Raw genomic sequence first — 250 nt, 5'->3', positions numbered from 1 at the left:
CGTTCACAAATACACTGAATGCGGCAAGGAAAGTGTTTTAAATCCCAATATTGCCAATCGTAATACTGCACCAAGAGTGCGTAAGACGATTAAAAATGATTTGGGAGAAGGGGGCATCCAGAAGGTGTTGGATGCTTTCCATAACTCAATGTTTGAATATCAGCGCGGGTGGTATCGCGCAGGTGTTGAGAATCGCATCCGAAACATTCTTAAATCGCGGCAAATCGGTGCGACCTGGTATTTTGCACGC

Source organism: Cellvibrio mixtus subsp. mixtus J3-8, assembly GCF_000766945.1.
Taxonomy (GTDB): Bacteria; Pseudomonadota; Gammaproteobacteria; order Pseudomonadales; family Cellvibrionaceae; genus Cellvibrio; species Cellvibrio mixtus_A.
Note: the sequence above shows the minus strand (reverse complement) of the source record.